We start from the raw sequence: 20,123 nt of genomic DNA, 5'->3' as shown, positions 1-20,123 counted from the left end.
TCCTTGAGCCAGCGCGTCACGGTGCCCTCGGTCACGCTCTCCCCGAGCGCGGGCAGCGTCACCTCGGTCCCGGACGCCGAACCCGGCGCCGAACCGGACTCAGCACCCGAGCCGCTCTCGCTGCTGCCACCGGCCTGCGCGGCGGGGGAGGGCGCGGCGCCCTCGGGCTCCGCCTGCTCTGGCTCCGCGGCTGCGCCCGACGTCGCCGGCTGGGGCTCGTCGGCCTGGATGGACCCATCGGAGCCGGCCGAGTCAGAGCCGCTGCCGTCGCCGATCACGGCCAGGTCGGTGCCGACCTCGACCGTCTCGTCCTCCTCGACGAGGATCTTCTCGACGACGCCCGCGACGGGCGAGGGGACCTCGGTGTCCACCTTGTCCGTGGACACCTCGAGCAGGGGCTCGTCGACCTCGACCGAGTCACCGACAGCCTTGAGCCACCGTGTCACCGTGCCCTCGGTCACGCTCTCCCCGAGAGCGGGCATCTTCACGGACTCCGACATGTGCTGTCTCCTAACGTTTCTCGATCGCGGTGGCTCACCCGGCGGGGCGGCTACACGTCCTCGGGCTGCTGGCTCGCATCTCTATCTTGGCACTCGGGCCGGCCGGGACCGGCCACGGCGACGTGATGCCGACCACGTGACACCGCCGCCGCGCGGTCGGCGACGGCGCCCGCCGCGACCGAGTCACGCACCGCGCTCATCGCGCGCGGGACTCCAGGTAGCCGAGCAGGGTGCGCACGCCGGCCCCCGTGCCCCCCTTGGGCGTGTAGCCCCACGGTGAGCCCTCGTTGAAGGACGGCCCCGCGATGTCGAGGTGCGCCCACGGGGTGTCCCCGACGAACTCGCGCAGGAACAGCCCGGCCGTGAGCATGCCGCCGAACCGGTCACCGACGTTCGTGAGGTCGGCGATCGTGGAGTCCAGGCCCTGGCGCAGGTCCTCGGGCAGCGGCATCGCCCACGCCTGCTCTCCGCTCGCGTCGGCGGCGGCCACGACGGCGTCACGCACCTCGGGCGTGCCCATCACGCCGGTGACGCGCGGGCCGAGCGCGATGAGCTGCGCCCCCGTGAGCGTGGCGATGTCGAGCACGGCGTCCGGCTCGAGCGCGGCCGCGTCGACGAGCGCGTCGGCCATCACGAGCCGGCCCTCGGCGTCGGTGTTGAGCACCTCGACCGTCTTGCCGCCGCGCATCGTGAGCACGTCGCCGGGACGCTGCGCGTCGCCGGAGGGCATGTTCTCGGCGAGGGCGAGGAAGCCGGTCACCTGGACGGGCAGCCCGAGCCGGGCGGCGGCCAGCACGGTGTGCAGCACGGCGGCGGCGCCGGCCATGTCGCTCTTCATCGTGATCATGCCGGTCGGTGGCTTGAGCGAGAGCCCGCCCGAGTCGAACGTGATGCCCTTGCCCACGAGCGCGACGTGCGCGGCGGGCCGCGACGGCGTGTAGGAGAGGGTGACGAGGCGGGGCTCGTTCGGCGAGCCCTGGCCGACGCCGACGATCCCGCCGTAGCCCCCGGCGCGCAGCGCCTTGAGGTCGAGGGAGGCCACCTTCACCTTGGTCCCGGCGGCCGCCTGCCGCGCCGCCTCGGCGAACGCCTCGGGCGTGAGGTCGCCCGGGCCGGTGTTCACGAGGTCGCGCACGGCGGTCACCGCCTCGGTGACGACCTGCGCACGCTCGACGACGTCGCGCAGCGCCTTCGCGCGCGCCTTGGCCACGAGCACGGTCACCTCGGGCTCGGGGTCGGTGCTCCGGTAGCGGGTGAACGCGTAGCCGCCGAGGGCGGCGCCCTCCGCGACGGCGCCGACGACGGAGGGGTCGTCCGACGGAGCCAGCACACCGACCCGGGCCCGGCCCTTCGTGGCCCGCACCGCGGCGCCGACGGCACGCCGCACGGCCTCCGGGTCGGCGGGGTCGGCCCCGACGCCCGCGAGTACCACGACGTCGGCCTTGAGGACGGGGGGCGCCGGGATGGTCGCGACCTCCTCGGCCTTGCCGATCAAGCCGAGGGCGGCGACGGCGTCGGCCAGCTCCTCGGCGACGGTCGAGGTGCTCGCGGCGAGCACGTGCGCCGACCCCTTGACGCTCCCCGACTCCGAGTCCCGGGCGAGGAGCACGACGAGCGCCTCGACGTCGGCGGCCTCGGGCGCGGTGGAACGGAGCACGATGGGGGAGGACATGCCCTCGATCGTAGTGCGCGCCGCGCTAGGGTGACCCGCGTGCTGCTCACGCTCGTGCTCGTCGGCGCGCTCGCCGTCGGGCTCGGGACCTGGGCCGGCGTGCGGGCCGTGCGAGACACCCCGGTGGTGGGCAACCAGATCCCGGGGATGATCGCCGTCGAGGTCGGGCTGGTCGTCCAGGCCGTCGTCGTCGCGGTCGGCCTCGGTCGCGGTGCGAGCGCGGGGGATCCGGCGCTGCTGTGGGGGTATCTCATCACCGAGCTCCTGCTGCTGCCGGCCGCCTTCGCGTGGGCGTTCGTGGAGCGCACGCGCTGGAGCTCGGTGGTGCTCGCCGTCGCGAGCGCGGTGGTGGTCGTCCTCCAGGTGAGGATCTGGCAGATCTGGCAAGGAGCGGGATGAGCACGCAGCACCACCACGAGCCCGGGGACGACCGGCCGCGCGCGTACGGGGCCGGCCGCGCCCTCGTCGCCGTGTACGGCATCCTCGCCCTCGCGGCGACCGCGCGCTCGGCCTACCAGCTGCTCACGAAGGCCGCCGAGGCGCCGCTGGCCTACGGGCTGTCCGCGTTCGCGGCGCTGGTGTACGTCGTGGCGACCGTGGCCCTCGCCCACAACGGAGTGCGGATGCGGCGCGTCGCCTGGGTGGCCGTGGCCGTCGAGCTCGTCGGCGTGCTCGCCGTCGGCACGTGGTCGTTCGTCCACCCGCAGGACTTCCCCGAGGCGACCGTGTGGTCGCACTTCGGCCAGGGTTACGGGTACGTCCCGCTCGTGCTGCCGTTCCTCGGCCTCGCGTGGCTGCGGCGCTCGGACCCGGCGCGGATCGCCCGCCAGTAGGTTGTCGGACGTGAGCCATCCCCTCTACACGTTCGTCTTCCGGCACGCCTTCACGCGGCTCGACCCCGAGGTCGCCCACCACCGCGCGGCCCGTGCCATCGAGCTCGCGGGTCGGGTCGCCCCCGTCCGCGCCGCGCTCGCCGCGACGTTCGGCCGGGTCGGCCGGACCGGACGCAGCACCGGCACCAGCCCGGCCGGACCCACGCTCTTCGGGCGGCACCTGTCCTCCCCGCTCGGCGCCGCAGCGGGTTTCGACAAGGAGGCCCGGATGGTCCCCGGCCTGCTGGCGCTGGGCTTCTCCCACGTGGAGATCGGCACCGTGACGGCCCACGCGCAGCCGGGCAACGATAGGCCCCGGCTGTGGCGTCTGGTCGACGAGCGCGCCCTCGTGAACCGGATGGGCTTCAACAACTCCGGCAGCGCGGCCGTCGCCGCACGGCTCGCGGCGCTGCGCCGCACCCGGGCGGGCCGGTCCGCCGTCGTCGGGGTGAACATCGGCAAGACCAAGGTGACGCCGCCCGAGCACGCCGCGCAGGACTACGCCCTGAGCGCGAGCGCGCTGGCGCGCTTCGCCGACTACCTCGTGGTCAACGTCTCCAGCCCGAACACCCCCGGCCTGCGGGACCTGCAGGCGGTGGCGTCGCTGCGCCCGATCCTGCAGGCGGTGCAGGCGGCGGCCGACGCCGCGGCGCGCCGCCACGTGCCGGTGCTGGTCAAGATCGCGCCGGACCTGTCCCAGGACGACGTGGTGGACGTGTGCGCGCTCGTCACCGAGCTCGACCTCGCCGGCGTCGTGGCGACGAACACCACGATCGACCACGACCACGGCCCCGGCGGCCTGTCGGGGGAGCCGCTGCACGCTCGTGCGCTCGAGGTGGTGCGGCTCGTCCGCGCGCACCTGCCCGGCCGCGTCGTGATCGGCGTCGGCGGCGTGAGCGACGCCGCGGGTGTGCGCCGCATGCTCGAGGCGGGCGCCGACGTCGTGCAGGCCTACACCGCGTTCATCTACTCCGGGCCGGCGTGGCCGGGCGCCGTGGCGCGCGAGCTGGCCGGCTCGCGCTGACGGCGCCGGCCCTGCGCCCACGCGGGGTCAGAGCGGGTCAGGCTCGCGTCACGCCGGTCACGCGGGGTGATGCCCGGGTGACGCCGGGTCTCAGGCGGGGAACTCCCCGCGCTTGACCTGCGGCTTCGGCTGGCGGGTGGGGCGCATCTGGAACGAGCGCAGGACGGCGTACATCACCCCGCCCTTCTGCACCTTGTCCTCGCCGAACTTCGTGCGCAGCCGCTTGCGGATGCGCAGGCCCGCGAGCACGGAGTCGACGACGGCGATGATCACCAGCAGGTACATCGCCAGCAGCAGCGGCAGCGCGACGTTCGGGTTCTGCCCCACGACGAACGTGAGCACGACGAACACCAGGGCGATCGGCAGGAAGAACTCCCCCAGCGACCAGCGAGCGTCGACGTAGTCGCGGATGTACCGGCGCTGCACGCCCCTGTGCTGGACCGGCATGTAGCGCTCGTCGCCGGTGTTCATGGCCTCGTTCATCCGGGCGCGTGCCTCGGCGTTGGCCTTGCGCTGCTCCGCGCGCGCCGCCTTCGGGTCTCCCGCGCTGGCCACGAGCGGCCGGCGGTTCTTGGCCTCGGCCTCCTTGCGGGTGGGCGTCGGGCGGCCCTTGCGGTCCGCGGGCGAGGCGTCCGCGCCGCTGGTGCTCGTGCCCCTGTCGGGCGCCTTGGCATCCTGCGTCCCGGTGGCCGGGGCGACCACGGGGGTCACGCCGTCGGGCACCGCGACCTCGTGCTGCTGCACGGCCTCGGCACCGATCGTCGACGAAGGGGCGGCCGTCTCGTTCTTCTTGTTCCCGAACACCTCGTCAGGGTAGTCGAGCCCGGTAGGTTCGACGCGTGACGACGGTTCCAGACGCTTCCACGCCCGAGCCCCTGCCCCTCCCGACCGAGACCCTCGAGGCGCTCGAGCGCGCCGTCGACGCCGGCGTCGACGACGTGCGGGCCGACCTCGAGGCGCTGGTGCGCATCCCGTCGGTGTCGGCGCCCGCGTTCGACCAGGCGCACGTCGAGGCGAGCGCGTCCGCCGTCGCGGACCTGCTGCGCGGCGCCGGCCTGCCCCAGGTCGAGGTGCTGCGGATGCCGGGCGGCGCGCCCGCCGTCGTCGCCCACCGACCCGGGCCCGACGGCGCACCCACCGTCCTGCTGTACGCCCACCACGACGTCCAGCCGCCGGGCGAGGGCTGGACCACCGAGCCGTTCGAGCCGTCCCGTCGCGGGGACCGGCTGTTCGGGCGGGGCGCCGCCGACGACAAGGCGGGTGTCATGGCACACGTCGGCGCGCTGCGCGCGCTAGCCGCGGTGTTCGCGGACGCGTGGCCGGTCGGGGTCACCGTGTTCGTCGAGGGCGAGGAGGAGGTGGGCTCGCCGTCGTTCACCGCGTTCCTCGACACGTTCGGGGACCGCCTGCGCTCCGACGTGGTCGTGGTCGCCGACTCGGCGAACTGGAAGGTAGGCATCCCCGCGCTCACGACGTCGCTGCGCGGCCTCGTGGACCTCGTCGTGCGCGTCGACGTGCTCGAGCACGCGGTGCACTCGGGAGTCTTCGGCGGACCGGTGCTGGACGCGCTCACGCTGCTCGCGCGGCTCGTGGCGACGCTGCACGACGAGGACGGCAGCGTCGCCGTCGAGGGCCTTGTCCGCGGCGAGGCCGCCCCGCTGGACTACTCCGAGGAGATGTTCCGCGCGGAGGCGGGCGTGCTCGACGGCGTGCGCCTCGCCGGCACCGGGACGATCCCGGACCGGCTGTGGATGCGTCCGGCGCTGAGTGTCATCGGCATCGACGCCCCGACGATCGCGCACTCCTCCAACACCATCCGGCACACCGCCGCGGCCAAGCTGAGCCTCCGCCTCGCGCCCGGGCAGGACCCCGCGGCCGCCGAGGCGGCGCTGATCGCCCACCTGCACGCGCACGCACCGTTCGGCGCGCGGCTCACGGTGACCCCGGGCGAGCGCGGCGAGGCCTTCCTCGCGCCGCACGACGCGCCCGCGATGCGCACGGCCCGCGCGGCCTTCGCGCGCGCCTGGGGCCACCCGCCGGTCGACATGGGGATGGGTGGCTCGATCCCGTTCATCGCCGACCTGCTGCGCCTCGCGCCCGACGCCACGATCCTCGTGACGGGCGTGGAGGACCCCGACTCGCGGGCGCACGGGGCCGACGAGTCGGTCCACCTGGGCGAGCTGCGGCACGTCGTCGTGGCCGAGGCGCTGCTGCTCGCCGCGCTCGGGGCCGGGTGCGCGTCCTGATCGCCGCCGCGCGCGTCGGCTCGCTGCCCGCGCGCGGCGCCCTCGACGCGTTCGCCGCGGGCTGGCGCTCGGGCAACCCCGACGCACTGCTCGACCTCGCGGTGTGCTCGAGCGGCGCGCACGACCTGCTCGACGCGGTCGAGGCCGTGCACGGCGGGTCGCGCGAGGTCGAGACCGTCGTCGCCGCCGACGGCGAGCACGAGCACCCGGTCGTCGTCCTGCTGGTCGCGGGCACCGCCTACGTCCAGGCCGGTGACGTGCTCGACCCGCCGCTCGCGCGGGCGACGACCTCGTGGACCGGGACGTCCTACGGGGTGGGGCAGATCGTCGCGCGCGCCGCCGACGCCGGCGTGCGCCGCGTCGTGGTAGGGGCGGGCGACGCCGCCACGCTGGATCTCGGAGCGGGCCTGCTGGCCGCCCTCGCCGACGCGCCGCCCGGACCGTTCGACCCTGCGACGGCGCTCGACCGGCTCCCGGCCTGGCTCACGACGGCGCGTGCCCGGCTGCGCGCGACCGAGCTCGTGCTGGCCGCGGGGACGGCTGCGAGCGTCCGCGGCCTGCGCGGTGCGGCGGCGGCGCTGCGCGAGAGGGTCGGCGCTGCGGAGAGTCAGGCGCTGGACGCGCGGCTCGCGCCGCTGGCCGCCGGTCTCGAGGCCCAGCGGGTCTCGCGGCACGACCTGCTCGGCGCGGGCGGCAGCCTCGCGGCGGGCGGGACGGGTGCGCCTGGTGCGCCTGGTGCGCCTGGTGCGCCGGGGTCCGCGACGTCGTCGACGGCCGGGACGGCCGGCACCGGCTCGGGTGGCGGACTGGGCGCCGCGGTGCTCGCGCTCGGCGGGCGGGTCGTCCCGGGCGCCGCCTTCGTCGCGGCCGAGACCGGTGTCCCGGCGCGAGCGCGCGAGGCCGAGCTCGCCGTCGTGCTGGCCGACCGGGTGGACCCGGTCGAGGCGGACACCGGGGTCCTCGGTGCGGTCGCCGCGGCGGCGGCGCGCGACGGCGTCGCGCTCCTCGCGCTCGGCCGCACGGGTGTGCTGTCGCGGCGCGGCGCGGCGCCGTTCGGGATCAGCGCCACCGGGCACGTCGAGGGAACCGCCGAGGGGCTGACGGTCGCGGGGCGCAAGCACGCCGCGGCCTGGCGGTGGTGAGGCGGCGCGCCCGCTCGGTCCGCTCGACGGCGAGCTCGGCCACGCCTGGGGCGAACGTCACGGCGGGGATCGGCGCACCGGGCGTACCGTAGGGGCAGGACCGACGCCCGACCCGTGCGCGACAGCCCCTCGACCGGCTCGTGCGCGACCCACCCCGAGCGCTGCCCGTCCGGCAGCCCGACCACCGAGCAGGAGCACCGATGACCGACACCCTGGCGGGCACGACCCCGGCCGAGCAGACGCAGCAGGCGGACCCCACGCACGAGGTCACCCTCACGGACGTCGCGGCGTCCAAGGTGCGCTCGCTCCTGGAGCAGGAGGGCCGCGACGACCTTCGGCTGCGCGTCGCCGTCCAGCCCGGCGGCTGCTCGGGCCTCATCTACCAGCTGTACTTCGACGAGCGCCTGCTCGACGGTGACGCCGTCGTCGACTTCGACGGCGTCGAGGTCGTCGTGGACCGGATGAGCGTCCCCTACCTCGCCGGCGCCACGATCGACTTCGCCGACACGATCGCGAAGCAGGGCTTCACGATCGACAACCCGAACGCCGCCGGTTCCTGCGCCTGCGGCGACTCGTTCCACTGACGGGTCCCTGACGGCGCCGACGGCCCCGCCGGGCCGCCGATCCCCGTTCTCGCGCCCGCGGTGGCTCAGGCCACCGCGGGCGTTCTCACAGGTGGCGTCCAGGCTGCCTTGCTATCCAGAGTGCAGACCAGACACCACCTGAGGAGTTCCGTGCGTCATCGCCTTGCCCTGCCCGCCGTCCTGCCCGCCGCGCTGCTCGTCGGCGCGCTCGCCCTCGCGGGGTGCTCGTCCGACTCGAGCACGGAGTCCGCCACCGGTTCCGCCGACGCCACCGCCTCCGCCGACGCGTCCGCGGGTGACGCCGCGACCGACGCCGCCGTGATCGCCGGCAGCGACGTCGGCTTCGAGGCCTCGGGCGCGTTCGGCGAGAAGCCGACCCTCACGTTCAGCGCCGACGCCGCCCCCGAGGGCCTGCAGGTGCAGACGGCCAGCGCCGGCGACGGGGCCACGATCGAGGCCGGGGACTTCGTCGTGGCGAACTACCTCGGCCAGGTCTGGAACGGCGACGTCTTCGACAACTCCTACGACCGTGGCGCGCCGAGCGGCTTCTCGCTCGACGGCGTGATCGAGGGCTGGTCCACCGGCCTCGTCGGGCAGACCGTCGGCTCCCGCGTGCTGCTCACCATCCCGTCCGACCTCGGCTACGGCGACACCGGGAGCAGCGACGGCTCCATCGCGGCCGGCGACACGATCGTGTTCGTCGTCGACGTCGTCGACGCGTACGGGGCCGAGTCCACCGGCCAGGCCGACGCCACGCCCACCGACGCGGACGTGCCCGTGACGGTCGACGGCGACCTCGGCGCACCCATCGCGAAGGTCACGGTGGCCGACGGCGCCACCGAGCCGACCGAGAGCGCCGCCACGGTGCTCGCGACCGGCACCGGCGACCCGGTGGCCGCCGAGGACCAGGTGATCGTCCAGTACACGCTGACCACCTGGGACAACGCGGACTTCGAGACGTCCTGGCCCTCGCTCGGCGGGTACGGCATGCAGTCCGCGGCCGTCTCCGAGGGTTCCCCGTTCGCGCCGCTCGTGGGCGTGCCGGTCGGCTCGCGCGTGCTGCTGCTGCTCCCCGCGGACGCGTCCACCGAGTCGGCGGCGCTCGCCGTCGTGGTCGACGTCGTGGGCACGGTCGGCTCCTGATCCTCAGCCGGTCCCGGGACGGGCGTCCCGGACCGGCTCTCGACCCGGTCTCCGGCCGGGTCCTCGAGCGGCGCCGTCGTTTCCTGACGGCAGGGTCCCGCGACGTCGTGACGGCGTCGCGGGACCCTTCTCGTACCACCCGCGAACGGTGACATTCCGCGGCGGAGCGGCGCCTGGGACGAAGGTCCCGCTATGGTGACGACGTGTCGACATCGCCCCACCGCCCACGCCGGAAGGTAGTCGTCGCGGCCCTCGCTGCCGTGACCGCACTCGGCCTGTCCGGCTGCTCCGACATCGTCCAGCGCGGCTTCCTGCCCGAGCAGGCCCCCGGCGCGACCAACCACACCGACACGGTGATCTCGCTGTGGAACAACGCGTGGATCGCCGCGCTTGCGGTCGGTGTGCTCGTGTGGGGGCTGCTGCTGTGGTGCATCGTCGTGTACCGCAAGCGCAAGGGGGACAACGAGCTCCCCGTGCAGCTGCGCTACCACGTGCCGCTGGAGCTGATGTACACGTTCGTGCCGATCGTCATGATCGGCGTGCTGTTCGCGTTCACGTCGCGCTCGATGGGCGAGATCGTCGACACGAGCGCGGAGCCGGACGTGCACATCGAGGTCGTCGGCAAGCGGTGGAGCTGGGACTTCAACTACACCGACGCGGACGTGCACTACTCCGGCACCCAGGTCGTGCTGACCGGCCAGGAGGGCGTCGCCGAGACGCTCCCCACGCTGTACCTGCCGCAGGGTGAGAACGTCGAGATCTCGCTGCGCACCCGCGACGTCAACCACGCGTTCTGGGTCCCGGGCTTCCTGATGAAGCTCGACATGATCGCCGGCCGCACCAACGCGTTCCAGATCGTGCCGCAGGAGCTGGGCACGTTCGAGGGCAAGTGCGCCGAGCTGTGCGGGGAGTACCACGCGTCGATGCTCTTCAACGTCGAGGTCGTGACTCCCGAGGAGTTCGAGGAGAAGATGGCGGAGTACCGCGAGGCCGGCAACACCGGGCTGCTCGGGCCGGAGTACGACACGGACCAGGCGAACGTGCCGAGCGAGGAGGGCGAGGGCTGATGGCCATCGACGAGATCCAGCAGATCGACTCCCCGCCGCGCGCCCCGGTCGCGACCGTCCCGGGTCTGGCGCCGTCGCGCCAGCGGCGGGGCAACGCGATCGTGGCGTGGATCACCTCCACCGACCACAAGACCATCGGGTACATGTACCTGGTCACGTCGTTCACGTTCTTCTGCATCGGCGGCCTGCTCGCCCTCGCGATCCGCGCGGAGCTCTTCTCGCCCGGACGCCAGCTCTTCACGAGCGCCGAGCAGTACAACCAGTTCTTCACGATGCACGGCGGCATCATGCTGCTGCTGTTCGCGACGCCCCTGTTCGCGGGTTTCGCGAACGTGCTGGCGCCGCTGCAGATCGGCGCGCCCGACGTGGCGTTCCCGCGGCTGAACCAGTTCGCGTACTTCCTGTACCTGTTCGGCGGGCTGCTGGCCGTCAGCGGGTTCCTCACGCCGGACGGCCCGGCCGGGTTCGGCTGGACGTCGTACGTGCCGCTCGCCTCGGAGACGTTCTCGCCCGGCCTCGGCGCGGACCTGTGGCTCGTCGGGTTCGGCCTCACGGGCTTCTCGACGATCTTCGGCTCGGTCAACTTCATCACGACGATCATCTGCATGCGCGCACCCGGCATGACGATGTTCCGGATGCCGATCTTCACGTGGAACGTGCTCATCACGTCGGTCCTCGCGCTCATGGCGTTCCCGGTGCTGACGGCGGCGTACTTCGGGCTGCTGGCCGACCGGCGGCTCGACGCGCTGGTGTTCGACCCGGCGTCCGGCGGCGCGATGCTCTGGCAGCACCTCTTCTGGTTCTTCGGCCACCCCGAGGTGTACATCCTCGCGCTGCCGTTCTTCGGCATCGTGTCGGAGATCTTCCCCGTCTTCTCGCGCAAGCCGATCTTCGGGTACAAGACGCTCGTGCTCGCGACCCTCACCATCGCCGGCCTGTCGGTCACGGTGTGGGCGCACCACATGTACACGACCGGCGCGGTGATGCTGTCGTTCTTCGCGCTCATGACGATGCTGATCGCGGTGCCCACCGGCGTGAAGTTCTTCAACTGGATCGGCACGATGTGGCGCGGAAAGCTCACGTTCGAGACGCCGATGCTGTGGGCCTGCGGGTTCCTCGCGACCTTCCTCTTCGGCGGCCTGACCGGCGTCATCCTCGCCTCGCCGACGCTCGACTTCCAGCTGCACGACACGTACTTCGTCGTCGCGCACTTCCACTACGTCGTCTTCGGCACCGTGGTGTTCGCGATGTTCGCGGGCTTCTACTTCTGGTGGCCCAAGTTCACCGGGAAGATGCTCAACGAGCGCCTCGGCAAGATCCACTTCTGGCTCACGTTCATCGGGTTCCACACCACGTTCCTCATCCAGCACTGGATCGGCGCGAAGAACATGCCCCGCCGGTACGTGGACTACCTCGTCGAGGACAACATCACGGTCCAGAACCAGATCTCGACGGTCGGCGCCTTCATCCTCGCGGCCGCGACGCTCCCGTTCATCTGGAACGTCATCACGACGTGGCGCAACGCGCCGCAGGTCACGGTCGACGACCCGTGGGGCTACAGCCGGTCGCTCGAGTGGGCGACGTCGTGCCCGCCGCCGCGGCACAACTTCGTGTCGATCCCGCGGATCCGCTCCGAGTCGCCCGCGTTCGACCTGCACCACCCCGAGGTCGCCGCGATGGACCACGTCGAGACCGACCCCGGCTTCCTCGACCAGGTGTACGGCAACGCCGACATGCAGGGCTCGATCCAGGAGGCCACCTCCGGCGGCTCTCCCGCGGGCGAGGACGAGAACCGGAAGGGTGACCACGCGTGACCGCGCAGCACACCGGCGGCCCAGACCGCCACGTCGAGCCGTCCCGCCGGACGCGCCCCCCGCTGTTCGTCGAGACCGTCGTCTTCGGCGCGCTGGTGCCGTTCTTCATCCTCGTCGGCGTCGTGTACATCGTGCTGACGGACTTCGAGCCGGTCGGGTCCGTCGCGATCCTGCTCCTCGCCGGGCTCGCGGGCCTCGTCGCCTTCTTCCTGTTCGCGACCGGGCGGCGGATCGACGCCCGGCCCGAGGACGACCCGCTCGGGACGGTCGAGTCGGCCGCGGGGGAGTACGGCGAGTTCTCGCCGCACTCCTGGTGGCCGTTCGTGCTGGCGTGCGGCGCCGCCGTGCTGTTCCTCGGCGTGGCCGTGGGCTGGTGGGTGTGCGTCATCGGTGCCGTCGTGGGCCTCATCGGCCTGGTCGGCCTGCTGTTCGAGCACTCCCGCGGGCAGCACGCGCACTGACGGACCGCTCGGAGACGATCTCGCGAGAAGGGGCGCCCGTACCGGGCGCCCCTTCTCGCGTCTGACCCCTGGCGCGCGGGGCGGCGCTGGTCCAGGCTGGGTGAGCCATCAGGCGCCGTCGTCCGAGAGGAGCCCGCGATGTCCGTCCTGCCTGAGGTGCTCGCCGCGAACGCGGCCCACGCCGCCGACTTCGGCGAGCGCGGTTCGCTCGCCCTGCCCCCCGCCCGCCGCTTCGCGATCCTCACGTGCATGGACGCGCGCCTGGACCCGGCGCGGTACGCGGGTCTCGCCGAGGGCGACGCCCACGTCATCCGCAACGCCGGGGGCCGGGCCTCCGACGACGCGATCCGCTCCCTCGTCATCTCCTACAAGCTCCTCGGCACGCAGGAGTGGTTCGTCGTCCACCACACGGACTGCGGCATGGAGTACTTCCGGGGCGACGTCATGGCGGGCCTGCTGGACGCCAGCCTCGAGACCGCCGAGCTCGGCCCGAACGGTTTCGTCGACGTCGGCGAGGGCCCCGGCTCGCCGGCCGGTCACGACGTCGACTGGTTGACGATCGCGGACCGCGAGCAGGCCGTGGTCGACGACGTGGCGCGGATCCGCAACCACGACCTGGTGCCCGCCCGGATCCCGGTCTACGGGTACGTGTACCACGTGACGACGGGCCGCCTGATCGAGGTGGCGGAGGCGACCGCGGTCGGCGCCGCGTCCTGACCCGTCTCGGACGCCGCGACGGGGCGCCCCCGGTGGGGGCGCCCCGTCGTGGCGTCGTGTGCCCTGCTGAGCGGCGACGCCGCGCACGACGGGCCGCGGGTGGGGTCAGGCCGGGACGATGAGCCCCGAGGCGCCGGCGGTCGTCGCGCGCTGCAGGCGCTCCGCGACGTCGCTCCAGTTCACGATGTTCCAGAACGCCTTGATGTAGTCGGCGCGCACGTTGAGGTAGTCGAGGTAGTACGCGTGCTCCCAGACGTCGAGCATGAGGAGCGGCACGAGACCGAGAGCGAGGTTGCCCTGCTGGTCGTAGAGCTGCACGATGACCGGCTTGGCGCCGATCGTGTCGTAGGCCAGGACGGCCCAGCCGGAGCCCTGAACGCCCGCCGCCACGGCCGTGAAGTGCTTCTTGAACGCCTCGACGCCGCCGAACGCGTCCTCGAGCGCGGCGAGGAGCTCACCGGTCGGCTCGCCGCCGTCGGGAGACAGGTTGTTCCAGAACACCGTGTGGTTGACGTGACCGCCCAGGTTGAACGCGAGGTTCTTGGAGTGCAGGTTGACGGCCGCCAGGTCGTCGGCGCCCCGGGCCTCGGCGAGCTTCTCCAGCGCCGTGTTGGCCCCGGTCACGTAGGCCTGGTGGTGCTTGTCGTGGTGGAGCTCCATGATCTTGCCCGAGATGTGCGGCTCCAGAGCCGCGTAGTCGTAGGGGAGCTCGGGAAGGGTGTAGACGGGCATGCTGTCCTCTCCTGACATGTGATCGTGCCCCGTACCAGGTGCGCGGGGGTCCTCCATCGGTCCAACGTACGCGGCCCCCCTCGCCTTCCGCGAGGGGGGCCGCATCTCGTCCGTTGGTCGGATCCGGGCGAGCCGGAGGCTCAGTGCTGCGCGCCGCTCCCGGCCTCGAGGGACTCCCGCTCGGGCCGCGCCAGCGAGGCGTGGTCGTCCGCGCCCTCGACGGCGGACGCGCCGTGGGAGTCGTGAGCGTGCGCCAGCTCGGCGGGCGTCACCGGTTCCACCCGGTCGGCGAAGAAGAAGTTCGACACCTTCTGGCGTCGCTGCAGCTTCTTGTAGCCTGGACGGGCGACGCCGCGCTCGTTCTCGGCCGACCCGATCTCGAGCGGGCGCGCGGGCTCGTGCTGGACGAGAACCCAGCGCTCGGCGTCGGTGAGCGGCTGGTGCACCTCGATGTACTCCCCGGACGCGAAGCGCACCACGCGGCCCGTCTCGTACCCGTGCAGCACGAGCTCACGGTCACGCCGCTGGAGGGCGAGGCACATGCGCTTCGTCACCATGAAGGCGATGAAGGGACCCACGAGGAACAGCACCCGGAACACCCAGGTGATCTCGTTGATCGAGAGGTGGAAGTGGGTCGCGATGATGTCGTTCGAGCCCGCCAGCGCCAGGATGATGAACGCGGTGAGGATCGCGACGCCGACCCCGGTGCGGGTCGGGACGTTGCGCGGCCGGTCGAGGAGGTGGTGCTCACGCTTGTCGCCGCTGGCCCACTGCTCGAGGAACGGGTACACGGCCAACGACGTGAACAGGATCCCCGGGACGACCACGCCGGGCACGAGGATGTTGAGCGAGACGGTGTAGCCGCCCCACGTGACGAACTCCGTCTGGCCCGGCATGAGGCGCAGTGCACCCTCGAGGAACAGCATGTACCAGTCGGGCTGGGCCCCGGCGGACACCGGGGAGGGGTCGTACGGCCCGTAGTTCCAGATGCTGTTGATCGAGAGCGTCGCGCCCATGATCGCGAGGACGCCGAACACGACGAAGAAGAACCCGCCGGCCTTGGCCATGTACACCGGGAAGAGCGGGTAGCCCACCACGTTGCGGTTCGTCCGGCCCGGCCCGGGGTACTGGGTGTGCTTGTGCACGACCACGAGGATCAGGTGCACCGCGACGAGCGCCAGGATGAGACCGGGCACGAGCAGGATGTGCGCCGTGAAGAGGCGGGGGATGATCACGGTTCCGGGGAACTCGCCGCCGAAGAGCAGGAACGAGACGTAGGAGCCGATGATCGGGATGCCCTTGGCCACGCCGTCGGCGATCCGCAGTCCGTTGCCCGAGAGGACGTCGTCCGGGAGCGAGTAGCCCGTGAACCCGGCCAGGAGGCCGAGGATCATCAGCGTGAAGCCGACGACCCAGTTCAGCTCGCGGGGCTTGCGGAACGCGCCGGTGAAGAAGATGCGCATCATGTGCGTCACGATCGACGCCATGAACAGCAGCGCCGCCCAGTGGTGGATCTGCCGCATCAGCAGGCCGCCGCGCACGTGGAACGACAGGTGCAGCGTGGAGGCGAACGCCTCGGACATCTCGACGCCGCGCATCGTGACCGGGAGCGCGTCCTCGGGGTAGTGCACCTCGGTCATGCTCGGGACGAAGAACACCGCCAGGAAGGTGCCCGTGAGCAGCAGGACGATGAAGCTGTAGAGCGCGATCTCCCCGAGCATGAACGACCAGTGGTCGGGGAACACCTTGCGGGCGAACTCCTTGACAAGCTTGCCCGCGCCGATGCGCGTGTCGAAGAAGTCACCGGTGCCGGCGGCGAGCTTCGCGGCGGGGGTCGTGGGTGCGGAAGCCATGCTCAGTAGTCCTCCCCGCGGATCGGGCGCTGACGCTCCCAGGTGGACGGTCCGACCGCCTCGTGGAAGTCGCTCTGGGCGACGAGGTAGCCCTCGTCGTCGACCGTGATCGGCAGCTGCGGCAGGGCGCGCTTGGCGGGTCCGAAGACCACCTTGGCGCCGTCCGTGATGTCGAAGGTGGACTGGTGGCAGGGACAGAGCAGATGGTGGGTCTGCTGCTCGTAGAGCGCCACGGGGCAGCCCACGTGGGTGCAGACCTTGGAGTACGCCACGATGCCCTGCCAGGACCAGTCCTCCCGGCCGGGCTGCACCTTGAGCTCGCTCGGGTCGAGCCGCACGAGGAGCACGATGGCCTTGGCCTTCTCCTCGAGCATGTGCTCGGACTCGTTGAGCCCGTCGGGGATCACGTGCCAGACGGACCCGATCGTGACCTGCTCGGGACGGATCAGCGCACCGTCGGGGTCGCGGGCCAGGCGTGTGCCCTGCCGCCACATCGTGTGCCGCATGGCGTTGACGTTCCAGGTGCCGCCGAGGTTGCCCACCAGGGGCACCACGAACGCCAGCGGGGCCAGGGCGACGGCACCGACGAGCGCGCCCTTGAGCAGCGGGCGGCGACCGATCTGCGAGTCCTGCGCGCCGTCCTTGAGGAGCTGGACGGCGTCGGTCCGGGTCTGGTCGTCGCTGCGCTGCGCGTGCCGCTCGTCGACCTGCTCGACGTCGGACATCAGCGCCTTCGCCCAGTGGATGGCGGCGACGCCGATCCCGAGCATGCCGAGGCCGAGGCCGAGGCCGATCGAGAGCGTGGAGTAGCGGACGTTGCCGAGCGTCGCGTCCATGGGGAACGCGAAGTACCCCCACACACCCACGATCGAGGCAAGCATCGAGAGTCCGAAGATGAGCGCCACCTGGCGCTCGACCTTCTTCGCGCCGGCCGGAGAGGCGTCCGAGAGGCGGTGCCGGTGCTCCGGGAGGCCCGGGTTCTCGAAGGCCTCGGCGGACTCGCCGACGGCGAGGGGGTCGTTGACGAGCGAGCCGGCGGTGCCGTGCTCGCCCGTGGTCAGGTCCTTCCCCGTGGTGCTGCTCATGAGGACTTCGCTCCGATCCACACTGCGGCGGCAATCAGCGCGCCCATGCCGACGATCCAGACCCACATGCCCTCCGACACCGGCCCGATCGCGCCGAGGTTCGCGCCGCCGGGGCTGGCGTTGTCCGCGCGCTGCTCCATGAGGAACGCGATGACGTCGCGCTTAGCCTCGGGCGTGATGTTCGCGTCGTTGAAGACGGGCATCGACTGCGGGCCGGTGAGCATGGCCTCGTAGATCTGCTGGGGCGTGGTGTGGAAGAGGGACGGGGCGAACTTGCCCTGGCTCAGCGCACCTCCGGCACCGATGGCGTTGTGGCACATCGCGCAGTTGGTGCGGAAGACGAGCATGCCGTTCGCGGCGTCACCGAGGGAGGCGTCGACCTGCTCCGCGGTCGGGCTGGACGGACCGGGGCCGAGCGTGGCGACCCAGGCGGCCAGCGCCTTCGTCTGCGCCGCGGTGAACTGGGGCGGCTTCGCCGGGGCCTGCGGCGCCGAGGCGGCCATCGGCATGCGCCCGGTGCTGACCTGGAAGTGCACCGCGGCGGAGCCGACGCCGATCAGGGACGGGGCGATGCCGTCGCGGCCCTCGGCGGACATGCCGTGGCACGACGCGCAGTTGGCCTGGAAGAGCTTCTGGCCCTCGGCGATCTGGTCGGGGGAGCTCGTGTCCGCCGCGGCGGGGGTCGGCGCGGCGATCGCGTACACCCCGCCGACGGCGAGCAGCGCGAGCAGCATGAGCAGCACCGGGGCGAACCGGCTTCGTCGTGCGCCGGCGAGGGCCTTCACCACGTCGAGTCCTCGTTTCCAGGTCGGGAGCGGGGGGCGGGAACGGTCGTCACGGCCCTCACCTCAGGAAGTAGATGACGAAGAAGAGGGCGATCCAGACGACGTCGACGAAGTGCCAGTAGTACGACGTCACGACGGCGCGGGTCGCCTCGAGGTGCGTGAAGCGGCCGGCGACGAACGAGGACCCGAGCACGAACAGGAAGGCGATCAGCCCGCCGATCACGTGCAGGCCGTGGAAGCCGGTGGTGAGGAAGAAGACGGTGCCCCACGTCGAGTTGGCGATCGTGATGCCCTCGTGCACGAGCTCGGCGTACTCCGTCACCTGACCGGCCACGAACACCGCGCCCATGAGGAACGTCAGGGTGTACCACTCCTGCATACCCCAGCCGCGGACGTCCAGCAGGCTCCCGGTGCGGCGCTGGCGCAGGTGCTCGGCGGCGTTGACGCCGATCTGGCACGTGACCGAGGACAGCACGAGGATCGCGGTGTTGGTGATGACGAACGGCATGTTCAGCTTCGACGTGCTCTCGGCCCAGACCTCGGGTCCGGCCACGGCGCGGTGGGTGAAGTAGATCGCGAACATTCCCGCGAAGAACATGAGCTCGCTCGACAGCCACACGATGGTGCCGACCTGGGTCATGTTCGGCCGGTCGACGCTCACGTGGGCGCTGGGGGCGACGGCATGAGTGGACACGCGCTCATTATGGCGAACTGTCGCCTCCCGCCCCCGCCGCCCGGCGGTGACCGGCGTGTTTGCGCCGGAAACGGGCCTCACGGGGGGCCGGGCGTAAGGCGTCGAGGCGGGTGATCTGACGCCGCCGTGCGGCGTGTAAGAAAACGGTGTGCGGGGTGGGGTGGGGTGGTGCCGCACTAGCATCGGGGCATGACGTCACACCTGCCTCAGCCCGCGGCCGACGCCCCCGGAACGGGCGTCGTGGAGCGAGGCTCCGCACCGGCCCCGTCCGCCGCCCGCGCCCGCGTGGTGCTCTACAGCGACGACGTCGAGACCCGCGCCGCGGTGCGCCGCGCCGTCGGGCGCAGAGCGTCGAGGGACACCCCCTTCATCGAGTGGGTCGAGGTCGCGACGCCCGAGACGCTGCTGACGGAGGTCGCGGCGGGCGGCAACGCCCTGCTCGTGCTCGACGGCGAGGCCGCCAAGGTGGGCGGCTTCGGCCTCGCGCGGGAGGTGAAGGAACGGTTCTTCGACGTGCCGCCCGTCCTCCTGCTCGTCGCACGCCCGCAGGACGCCTGGATCGCGGCGTGGTCGCAGGCGGACGGGATCGTGCCGTTCCCGCTGCGCCCGGCCGCCGTGGCCGACACGGTCGCGGCCCTCCTGCGCGGGGTACCGAGCGACGTCCCGACCCCCACGCACCCGTGACGGCGCCGTCCGCACCCACGTTCCCCGACCTGCTGCGCCGCCTCGTCGCGGGGCAGGACCTCACCGCGCCCGAGGCGCGCTGGGCGATGGACCGCGTCATGGCGGGGGAGGCCCCGCCGTCGGTCGTCGCGGGCCTCCTGGTGGCGATGGCCGCGAAGGGCGAGACGGTCGAGGAGCTCACCGGTTTCGCCGACGCGATGGTCGCCGCCTCGGTGCCGCTCGCGGTGACCGGCCGGGTCGTGGACCTCGTCGGCACCGGCGGCGACCGGCACCACAGCGTGAACATCTCGACGATGGCGTCGATCGTCACGGCGGGAGCCGGCCTCACGGTCGTCAAGCACGGCAACCGGGCGGCGTCCTCCGCGTCGGGTGCCGCGGACGTCCTCGAGGCGCTCGGCGTGCGCCTCGACCTCGCCCCGGACCGCGTGGCGGAGCTGGCCGGCGAGGTCGGGATCACGTTCGCGTTCGCGACGGTGTTCCACCCGTCGATGCGGCACGCCGGTCCCACCCGGCGGGAGCTGGGCATCCCCACGGCGTTCAACGTGCTCGGTCCGCTGACGAACCCGGCGCGTCCGCGGGCGGGCGCGATCGGCGTCGCGAACGCCGCGATGGCCCCGCTCATGGCGGGCGTCTTCGCGGGCCGGGGCGACGACGTCGTGCTCTACCGCTCCCAGGACGGCCTGGACGAGTGGGCCACGACGGCGCCGGTCGACGTCTGGGAGATCGGCGGCGGCCGCTGCGTCCAGCACACGGTGGACGCGACGGCGGCGTTCGGCCTCGCACCCGCGACGCTGCAGGATCTGCGCGGGGGAGACGCGACGGCGAACGCCCGGGTGGTGCGCGACGTCCTGGCGGGCGGACGGGGCGCGGTGCGCGACGCCGTCGTGCTCGGTGCGGCGGCCGCGATCACGGCCGAGGGTTCGCTCGCCGGCGAGGGGACGTTCCTCGACCGCGTGCGTCGCGCGATCGCGGTGGCCGAGCGCTCCCTGGACTCCGGGTCAGCGGCGGACGTCCTCGAACGCTGGATCGCCGCCTCGAACGCGTGAGG

At 72.7% G+C, this 20,123-nt stretch carries 21 protein-coding genes; 13 read left to right on the top strand and 8 right to left on the bottom strand.

Features of this window, described 5'->3' with window-relative positions:
* The coding region (locus FH969_RS09505; protein WP_342777009.1) for a biotin/lipoyl-containing protein at positions 1–500 on the bottom strand (500 nt) is incomplete at its 3' end.
* 196 nt (positions 501–696) lie between these two features.
* Complete coding sequence (locus FH969_RS09500; RefSeq protein ID WP_139987066.1) at positions 697–2,172, bottom strand: leucyl aminopeptidase; 1,476 nt, start codon at positions 2,170–2,172, stop codon at positions 697–699.
* Positions 2,173–2,211: 39 nt separating this feature from the next.
* Between FH969_RS09500 and FH969_RS15260 the strand changes: the two genes are divergently transcribed.
* The 3 genes from FH969_RS15260 to FH969_RS09485 are packed head-to-tail and all read left to right on the top strand — an operon-like array spanning position 2,212 to position 4,068.
* Positions 2,212–2,571 carry a hypothetical protein gene (locus FH969_RS15260; RefSeq protein ID WP_180359743.1) on the top strand — a complete coding sequence of 120 codons (360 nt, stop codon included), beginning with the start codon at positions 2,212–2,214 and terminating at the stop codon, positions 2,569–2,571.
* Complete coding sequence (locus FH969_RS09490; RefSeq protein ID WP_139987065.1) at positions 2,568–3,005, top strand: hypothetical protein; 438 nt, start codon at positions 2,568–2,570, stop codon at positions 3,003–3,005. Before FH969_RS15260 ends, FH969_RS09490 begins: the two co-directional genes overlap by 4 nt.
* Positions 3,006–3,015: 10 nt before the next feature.
* Positions 3,016–4,068 (top strand): quinone-dependent dihydroorotate dehydrogenase, encoded by a 1,053-nt coding sequence (locus FH969_RS09485; protein ID WP_139987064.1) that lies wholly within the window; start codon positions 3,016–3,018, stop codon positions 4,066–4,068.
* A 90-nt stretch (positions 4,069–4,158) separates the two neighbouring features.
* On the opposite strand, the gene FH969_RS09480 is transcribed toward FH969_RS09485, so the two are convergent.
* A complete protein-coding gene (locus tag FH969_RS09480) occupies positions 4,159–4,872 on the bottom strand; it encodes a DUF3043 domain-containing protein (RefSeq protein ID WP_246071830.1) in 714 nt (237 codons plus the stop codon).
* 35 nt (positions 4,873–4,907) lie between these two features.
* Between FH969_RS09480 and FH969_RS09475 the strand changes: the two genes are divergently transcribed.
* The 8 genes from FH969_RS09475 to FH969_RS09440 all read left to right on the top strand — a co-directional run bounded on the left by FH969_RS09475 (position 4,908) and on the right by FH969_RS09440 (position 13,242).
* Positions 4,908–6,314, top strand: coding sequence for a M20/M25/M40 family metallo-hydrolase (locus tag FH969_RS09475; protein WP_281285362.1), 1,407 nt, complete (start codon positions 4,908–4,910; stop codon positions 6,312–6,314).
* Positions 6,302–7,456: a glycerate kinase gene (locus FH969_RS09470; RefSeq protein ID WP_139987063.1), complete on the top strand. Its 1,155-nt coding sequence runs from the start codon at positions 6,302–6,304 to the stop codon at positions 7,454–7,456. Before FH969_RS09475 ends, FH969_RS09470 begins: the two co-directional genes overlap by 13 nt.
* A gap of 200 nt (positions 7,457–7,656) precedes the next feature.
* Entirely contained in the window at positions 7,657–8,040 is a 384-nt protein-coding gene (erpA, locus tag FH969_RS09465; protein ID WP_108717559.1) for an iron-sulfur cluster insertion protein ErpA, read from the top strand.
* Positions 8,041–8,190: 150 nt separating this feature from the next.
* Positions 8,191–9,183, top strand: a complete 993-nt coding sequence (locus tag FH969_RS16045) for an FKBP-type peptidyl-prolyl cis-trans isomerase (protein ID WP_180359742.1) — start codon at positions 8,191–8,193, stop codon at positions 9,181–9,183.
* A 203-nt stretch (positions 9,184–9,386) separates the two neighbouring features.
* Positions 9,387–10,250, top strand: coding sequence for an aa3-type cytochrome oxidase subunit II (ctaC, locus tag FH969_RS09455; RefSeq protein ID WP_108717557.1), 864 nt, complete (start codon positions 9,387–9,389; stop codon positions 10,248–10,250).
* The gene (gene ctaD, locus FH969_RS09450; RefSeq protein WP_108717556.1) at positions 10,250–12,064 is read left to right on the top strand and encodes an aa3-type cytochrome oxidase subunit I; all 1,815 of its coding nucleotides are present in this window, start codon (positions 10,250–10,252) and stop codon (positions 12,062–12,064) included. Before ctaC ends, ctaD begins: the two co-directional genes overlap by 1 nt.
* On the top strand, positions 12,061–12,525 hold the full coding sequence (locus FH969_RS09445) for a cytochrome c oxidase subunit 4 (RefSeq protein WP_313557208.1): 465 nt from the start codon (positions 12,061–12,063) through the stop codon (positions 12,523–12,525). Before ctaD ends, FH969_RS09445 begins: the two co-directional genes overlap by 4 nt.
* A 138-nt stretch (positions 12,526–12,663) precedes the next feature.
* Positions 12,664–13,242, top strand: coding sequence for a beta-class carbonic anhydrase (locus FH969_RS09440; RefSeq protein WP_139987061.1), 579 nt, complete (start codon positions 12,664–12,666; stop codon positions 13,240–13,242).
* 105 nt (positions 13,243–13,347) lie between these two features.
* Here FH969_RS09440 and FH969_RS09435 read toward each other — a convergent pair whose 3' ends face one another.
* The 5 genes from FH969_RS09435 to ctaE form a co-directional block, all read right to left on the bottom strand.
* A complete protein-coding gene (locus FH969_RS09435; RefSeq protein ID WP_139987060.1) occupies positions 13,348–13,974 on the bottom strand; it encodes a superoxide dismutase in 627 nt (208 codons plus the stop codon).
* Between the two features lie 140 nt (positions 13,975–14,114).
* Positions 14,115–15,827: a cytochrome bc1 complex cytochrome b subunit gene (gene qcrB, locus FH969_RS09430; RefSeq protein ID WP_139987059.1), complete on the bottom strand. Its 1,713-nt coding sequence runs from the start codon at positions 15,825–15,827 to the stop codon at positions 14,115–14,117.
* A 2-nt stretch (positions 15,828–15,829) separates the two neighbouring features.
* Positions 15,830–16,912 (bottom strand): cytochrome bc1 complex Rieske iron-sulfur subunit, encoded by a 1,083-nt coding sequence (gene qcrA / locus FH969_RS09425; protein WP_139987058.1) that lies wholly within the window; start codon positions 16,910–16,912, stop codon positions 15,830–15,832.
* The gene (qcrC, locus tag FH969_RS09420; protein ID WP_139987069.1) at positions 16,909–17,697 is read right to left on the bottom strand and encodes a cytochrome bc1 complex diheme cytochrome c subunit; all 789 of its coding nucleotides are present in this window, start codon (positions 17,695–17,697) and stop codon (positions 16,909–16,911) included. The genes qcrA and qcrC overlap by 4 nt, the downstream gene beginning before the upstream one ends.
* A 58-nt stretch (positions 17,698–17,755) precedes the next feature.
* Positions 17,756–18,391 (bottom strand): aa3-type cytochrome oxidase subunit III, encoded by a 636-nt coding sequence (ctaE, locus tag FH969_RS09415; RefSeq protein WP_234417659.1) that lies wholly within the window; start codon positions 18,389–18,391, stop codon positions 17,756–17,758.
* Positions 18,392–18,580: 189 nt separating this feature from the next.
* Between ctaE and FH969_RS09410 the strand changes: the two genes are divergently transcribed.
* Together FH969_RS09410 and trpD are read left to right on the top strand one after the other, a co-directional pair.
* On the top strand, positions 18,581–19,075 hold the full coding sequence (locus FH969_RS09410) for a response regulator transcription factor (protein ID WP_234417658.1): 495 nt from the start codon (positions 18,581–18,583) through the stop codon (positions 19,073–19,075).
* Positions 19,072–20,121, top strand: a complete 1,050-nt coding sequence (gene trpD / locus FH969_RS09405) for an anthranilate phosphoribosyltransferase (protein ID WP_108717552.1) — start codon at positions 19,072–19,074, stop codon at positions 20,119–20,121. Before FH969_RS09410 ends, trpD begins: the two co-directional genes overlap by 4 nt.
* Positions 20,122–20,123 lie beyond the last annotated feature (2 nt).

Source organism: Miniimonas arenae (genome assembly GCF_006351005.1).
GTDB classification, from domain to species: domain Bacteria; phylum Actinomycetota; class Actinomycetes; order Actinomycetales; family Beutenbergiaceae; genus Miniimonas; species Miniimonas arenae.
Note: the sequence above shows the minus strand (reverse complement) of the source record. Positions and strands in the feature narration are given on the sequence as shown.

Coding starts and splice junctions, on each gene's coding strand:
- FH969_RS09435 (WP_139987060.1), bottom strand. CDS start 13,974: ATGCCCGTCTACACCCTTCCCGAGCTCCCCTACGACTACGCGGCTCTG.
- FH969_RS09410 (WP_234417658.1), top strand. CDS start 18,581: ATGACGTCACACCTGCCTCAGCCCGCGGCCGACGCCCCCGGAACGGGC.
- erpA (WP_108717559.1), top strand. CDS start 7,657: ATGACCGACACCCTGGCGGGCACGACCCCGGCCGAGCAGACGCAGCAG.
- FH969_RS09440 (WP_139987061.1), top strand. CDS start 12,664: ATGTCCGTCCTGCCTGAGGTGCTCGCCGCGAACGCGGCCCACGCCGCC.
- qcrA (WP_139987058.1), bottom strand. CDS start 16,912: ATGAGCAGCACCACGGGGAAGGACCTGACCACGGGCGAGCACGGCACC.
- FH969_RS09490 (WP_139987065.1), top strand. CDS start 2,568: ATGAGCACGCAGCACCACCACGAGCCCGGGGACGACCGGCCGCGCGCG.
- ctaD (WP_108717556.1), top strand. CDS start 10,250: ATGGCCATCGACGAGATCCAGCAGATCGACTCCCCGCCGCGCGCCCCG.
- qcrB (WP_139987059.1), bottom strand. CDS start 15,827: ATGGCTTCCGCACCCACGACCCCCGCCGCGAAGCTCGCCGCCGGCACC.
- FH969_RS09500 (WP_139987066.1), bottom strand. CDS start 2,172: ATGTCCTCCCCCATCGTGCTCCGTTCCACCGCGCCCGAGGCCGCCGAC.